The organism is Sphingopyxis sp. (assembly GCF_036402335.1).
In the GTDB taxonomy this organism is placed as follows: Bacteria; Pseudomonadota; Alphaproteobacteria; order Sphingomonadales; family Sphingomonadaceae; genus Sphingopyxis.
This window is the reverse complement of the sequence record NZ_DASWTD010000132.1, coordinates 1-5,349: the sequence shown is the minus strand read 5'-3', so window position 1 is coordinate 5,349 and position 5,349 is coordinate 1. Positions and strand designations below refer to the sequence as shown.

6 protein-coding genes are annotated in these 5,349 nt (G+C 64.5%); 5 read left to right on the top strand and 1 reads right to left on the bottom strand.

Annotated features, from left to right (window positions below; all coding sequences use genetic code 11):
* The 3 genes from infB to rbfA all read left to right on the top strand — a co-directional run.
* On the top strand, nt 1-1,189 hold a 1,189-nt coding region (infB, locus tag VGD20_RS04175; protein WP_331133241.1), incomplete at its 5' end, for a translation initiation factor IF-2.
* Nucleotides 1,190-1,225: 36 nt separating this feature from the next.
* Nucleotides 1,226-1,777, top strand: a complete 552-nt coding sequence (locus VGD20_RS04170; RefSeq protein ID WP_331133240.1) for a DUF1697 domain-containing protein — start codon at nt 1,226-1,228, stop codon at nt 1,775-1,777.
* A 3-nt stretch (nt 1,778-1,780) separates the two neighbouring features.
* A complete protein-coding gene (gene rbfA, locus VGD20_RS04165) occupies nt 1,781-2,200 on the top strand; it encodes a 30S ribosome-binding factor RbfA (protein ID WP_331133239.1) in 420 nt (139 codons plus the stop codon).
* Between the two features lie 86 nt (nt 2,201-2,286).
* Here rbfA and VGD20_RS04160 read toward each other — a convergent pair whose 3' ends face one another.
* Nucleotides 2,287-3,717, bottom strand: a complete 1,431-nt coding sequence (locus VGD20_RS04160; protein WP_331133238.1) for a wax ester/triacylglycerol synthase family O-acyltransferase — start codon at nt 3,715-3,717, stop codon at nt 2,287-2,289.
* Between the two features lie 124 nt (nt 3,718-3,841).
* Here VGD20_RS04160 and VGD20_RS04155 point away from each other — a divergent pair, with 124 nt between their 5' ends.
* Together VGD20_RS04155 and VGD20_RS04150 are read left to right on the top strand one after the other, a co-directional pair.
* Nucleotides 3,842-4,792 (top strand): bifunctional helix-turn-helix transcriptional regulator/GNAT family N-acetyltransferase, encoded by a 951-nt coding sequence (locus VGD20_RS04155; protein ID WP_331133237.1) that lies wholly within the window; start codon nt 3,842-3,844, stop codon nt 4,790-4,792.
* Between the two features lie 59 nt (nt 4,793-4,851).
* Nucleotides 4,852-5,349: thymidine kinase (locus tag VGD20_RS04150; protein WP_331133236.1), on the top strand; the 498-nt coding region annotated here is incomplete at its 3' end.

The window sequence follows — 5,349 nt, the reverse complement described above, 5'->3', positions numbered from 1 at the left end:
CGTCGCGATCAACAAGGTCGACAAGGAAGGCGCCAATCCGCAGCGCGTCCGCGAACGCCTGCTCGAACATGAGCTGGTCGTCGAGGAAATGGGCGGCGACGTCCAGAATGTCGAAGTGTCGGCGCTGAAGAAGACCGGGCTCGACAAGCTGCTCGAAGCGATCGCGGTGCAGGCCGAGATCATGGAGCTGAAAGCCAACCCCGACCGCGCCGCCGAAGGCACGGTGGTCGAGGCGCAGCTCGACAAGGGGCGCGGTCCGGTGGCGACGATCCTCGTTCGCCGCGGGACGCTCAAGGTCGGCGACATCTTCGTTTGCGGCGCCGAAAGCGGCCGTGTCCGCGCGCTGATCGACGATCAGGGCAAGCAGATCAAATCGGCGACGCCGTCGATGCCGGTCGAAGTGCTCGGTCTGGGCGGTGTCCCGATGGCGGGCGATACGCTCACCGTTGTCGAGAATGAGGCGCGTGCTCGCGAAGTCGCGGCCTATCGTCAGGAACAGGCGACGCGCAAGCGTACCGTTCAGGCGCCGGTCAGCCTCGAGGGCATGTTCGAGGCGCTCGCCGACAAGGCAAGCGTCATCCAGTTCCCGGTCATCATCAAGGGCGATGTGCAGGGTTCGGTCGAGGCGATCTCCAATGCGCTGAACAAGCTGTCGACCGACGAGATCCGCGTCCGCATTCTCCAGTCGGGCGCCGGCGCTATCACCGAAAGCGACGTGACGCTGGCGGCGGCGACCAAGGCGCCGATCATCGGCTTCAACGTCCGTCCGAACGCCAAGGCGCGCGATATCGCGAAGCGCGAAAAGGTGCGCTTCATGTACCATGACGTCATCTATCACCTGACCGACGAAATCCGGAAAGAGATGGCGGGCGAACTGGGCCCCGAACGGATCGAAACCGTCGTCGGCCGCGCCGAGGTCAAGGACGTCTTCCCCGCCGGCAAGCGCGACAAGGCCGCGGGTCTGCTCGTGCTCGAAGGCGTCATCCGCAAGGGGCTGCATGCACGCCTCACGCGCGACGACGTCATCGTCTCGGCGACCACCATCGCGTCGCTGCGCCGCTTCAAGGACGACGTCGCCGAAGTGCGCGCCGGTCTCGAATGCGGTGTCGTGCTGTCGGATACCAACGACATCAAGGCGGGCGACAACCTCGAAGTCTTCGAAGTCGAAATGCGCGAACGGACGCTGTAAGGGGCGTCCGCTCGTCGCAGGTCAGGAGGTGCCGGCATGGCTCGCTATGTGGCATTGTTCGGCAGCATCAACGTCGGTGGCAACCGGCTGACGATGGCCGACCTGCGTTCGGCGTTCGAGGCCGAGGGCTTCAGCAATGTCGAAACCGTCGTGGCAAGCGGCAATGTGCTGTTCGACCATGACGCGCGGCCGACGCGCGGGCTCGAAGAGAAATTGTCGATCATGGTCGATGAGCGGTTCGATATGACCAGCGCGGCGCTGGTGCGCGATCGGGACGAGCTTGCTGCGGCGATCGCCGACAATCCCTTTGCGGGCACGAACGAGGACCGCATCGTCCACACGATGTTCCTCGATGGCCAGCCGACCGCAGAGCAGTTCGACGCACTGGCGACCGACCACCGCGTTCGCCCGAACGAGCGCCTCGCGCTCGGCGACCGGGCACTCTACATCGACTTTGGCGACGGGGCGGCCGACAGCAAGCTGCACGCGCGGTTGATCGAACGGCGGCTCGGCCACAAAGGGACCGCGCGCAATATGCGTTCGATCGCCCGGATCATCGCGAAACTGGACGAAGAGGCAAAGGATTAGGCGATGAAAACCGAAAAGGACCGGAAAAGGGATAGCGGCCCCTCGGTCCGCGTGCTGCGCGTCGGCGAGCAGGTCCGCCACCTGCTGTCCGAAATCCTCGCGCGCGGCGACGTCCATGACGATGTGCTCGCAACGCATCCGGTGAGCATCACCGAAGTCCGCATGTCGCCCGACCTGCGCCACGCCACGGTGTTCGTGAAATCGCTGCTCGGCAAGGACGAGGAAGCGGTGCTGAAGGCGCTGCGTACCAACACCGCCTATCTGCAGAAGACCGTCGCGTCGAAGGTGCGGATGAAATATGCCGCGAAGCTGAAATTCCTCGCCGACGAAAGCTTCGACGAGGCGAGCCATATCGAAAAATTGCTGCGCGACCCGAAAGTGGCGCGGGATCTGGCCGCGCCGGAAGGCGAAGACAACGCCTAACTTCCGTTCGTGTCGCGCGACGTCGAGACACGACGAAGGATGGCGCGAAGCCGAGGGGCATCTCGACTTCGCTCGATGCGAACGGCCTAGGTTTTTGACTTCGGCGCCTTGATCCCCGCCGCCTGTTCCAGTTCGACCAGGGCTTCCTCCAGATAGTCGATCATCCGCTGGGCATGCGGGACGCTGCGCCGGCACGCGGTGATGCCGAAGTCGATATTCCGGAAATTCGACACTTGGGTAATGTTCATCGCCATGCCGTCGACGGGGATGCTCGCGGGATACATGCCGTCGAGGCGTGCGCCGTTCCAGTACATCTGCTCGCGCGGTCCCGGGACGTTCGAGATCGTCACCGAATAGGCGGGGAATTTGTCAGCGGTGCGCGTCAGCGCGGTCAGCATCATGGGAAAGCTGGTGATCGCGGTATAGAGCTGGATCTGCGCCGCGGTCATCGCGCGGAGCTGTGCCTTCGCCGAATTCATCGACTCCTGGATCATCGCCATGCGCGTTGCCGGATCGTCAATATGCGTCGCGAGATTGGCGGTCACCGACGCGACCGAATTGCCCGAATCGATATCGTCCTTCGGCCGGATCGAAACCGGCGCCATGGCCTTCAGCGGCTTGTCGGGCAGCTCGTTCAGCGATTGCAGATATTTGCGCATCGCCCCCGCGCACATACCGAGCACCGCGTCGTTGATCGTGCCGTCATAGGCCTTGCCCATCGCCCTGACCCGTTCCAGTGACCAGCTCTGCGCGACGAAGCGGCGCGCGCCGGTGATGTTGCGGTTGAAACTGGTGCGCGGTACCCCGGCGAAGGGCGTCGCGAGGCCGTCGCCGCCGATGCCGAACATCGCCGCCAGATACTGGTTGAGCGCCTTGGTCACCCCGACGCTGTTGCCCCATTGCTCCTTCAGGAAATCGCCGATCGCCTTGATATCGGTCAGGCTCGGGCGCGCGGGCTTTTTCGGCGGCGGAAAGAGACGCTTGTAGGCTTCATAGGCCTCGACCGAGAGTGGCGAGGCGCCGCGCCGTTCCGCGGGGTCCGCCGACAGCATCGAATTGTAGAAATGGATGCTCGCCGCCCCGTCCATCAATGCGTGATGCACTTTCTTGAAGGTCGCGATCTGGCGGTTTGGCAAGCCCGAGATCAGGGTGATCTCCCACAAGGGCCGCGTCCGGTCGAGCAGTCCCGAATGGAGGCGCGAGGCGAGTTCGAACATCTCGCGGTACCGTCCGGGCTTGGGCAGCGCTGCGGCGCGGACGTGGTAATGCATGTCGATGTCGCGGTCGGGTTCGAGGCGGATCGGGCCATATTGCCCGAACGGGGTCAGCTTGAGCACCTCGCTGAACGGCCGGCGCAGGCCCTCCGACTGGCGAAGGAGCGCAAGCTGGTCGTTGAGCCACTCGGTCTCGTCGACGCCATCGGGCAAGGTGTAAAGGTTGATGCCGCCGATATGCATCGGCATCTCGCGACTCTCGCCCCACAGGAACATCGCATCGGTCACCGGCATCAGCCGCATGGCAGCTCTCCCCACTCAAAATGCTGCATTCTTGGTGCGCAGCATGACAGGGGGTTCGAGCGTGTCAAGCGGCCGGCCCGGCGAGATAGTTGACAAAGTCAAATAATTGCCTCATCCAGTCGGCATGCCATCGGTCAACCTCCCCCTTGCCGACGATCGCGCGGCCGCTCCCGACGCCGCCACTGCTGCGTTGCGCCGCTTCAACCGCTTCTACACCCGCTTTGCCGGGGTGCTCGGCCCCGGCTATATGGGCAGCGAACTGTCGCTGATCGAAGCGCGGATTCTTTACGAAATCGCAAAAGGACAGCCGCTTGCGTCGAAGCGCATCGTCGAGGCTTTGTCGGTCGATCCCGGTTATCTCAGCCGCATATTGCGCCGCTTCACCCAGCAGGGCTGGATCGCGCGGACGCGTGGTGCCGATGCGCGCGAGCATCCGGTTCGGCTCACCCCGGTCGGCGAAACATTTTTTTCCGAACTCGACCGGGCCACGGCCGCATCGACGTCGGCGACGCTTGCGCACCTGTCGCGCGACGAGCAGGCCGGGCTGGCCGAGCGGCTGGCGTGGATCGAGGCGCGGCTGGCGGGGGCTCCGCTGCCGCCGCCCGCGATCCGCCTGTGGCAGCCGGGCGACATGGGGCTGATCACCGCGCAACAGGCGGTCTATTATCGCAATGCCTATGGGTGGGGCGATACGATGGAAGTGCTGATCGGCGAGATTACGAGCCGTTTCGTTCGCGACTTTCAGGATCGCCGCGAGCAATGCTGGGTCGCCGAACGGCACGGCGAACTGCTCGGCAGCGTCTTTCTCGTGGCGGAGACGGACACGGTGGCGCGGCTGCGCCTGCTCTATGTCGACCCTGCGGCGCGCGGCCATGGGCTCGGCGGCGATCTCGTCGGGCGCTGCATCGCCTTCGCGCGCGAGGCGGGCTATGCCGAACTGGTGCTGTGGACGCACACCGTCCTCGCATCGGCGCGTGCCATCTACGCGGACCATGGCTTTGTGATCGAAAGCGCCGAAACCCACGACGAGTTCGGCAAGCCCGAGCAGAGCGAACATTGGCGGCTCGTGCTTTAGGGTCCTGACGCCGGGCTCTGGCAACTGGTGCGCTGGCCATGTCCGCGCTATTGGGCGCCATGGCCAAGCTCTATTTCTACTACGCCAGCATGAATGCCGGCAAATCGACGACGCTGTTGCAGGCGGATTTCAATTATCGCGAGCGCGGGATGGAAACGATGCTGTGGACCGCGGCGCTCGACGATCGCTATGGCGCCGGACAGGTGACGAGCCGCATCGGGCTGATGGCCGAAGCCCATAAATTCGATCCCGACAGCAATCTGTGGGGAGCGGTGAATGCCGAACATGCCGAACGGCCGCTCGCCTGCGTACTCGTCGACGAGGCGCAGTTCCTGACCCGCGCGCAGGTGCTCGAGCTGGCGCGGCTCGCCGACGAGGCGAATATTCCGGTGCTCTGCTATGGCCTGCGCACCGATTTTTCGGCCGAGCTTTTCCCGGGTTCGGCGGCGTTGCTCGGGATCGCCGACGCGCTCGTTGAGCTGAAAGCGGTGTGCGAATGCGGACGCAAGGCGACGATGAACCTGCGCGTCGACGAAAGCGGCCGCGCGGTCGTCGAA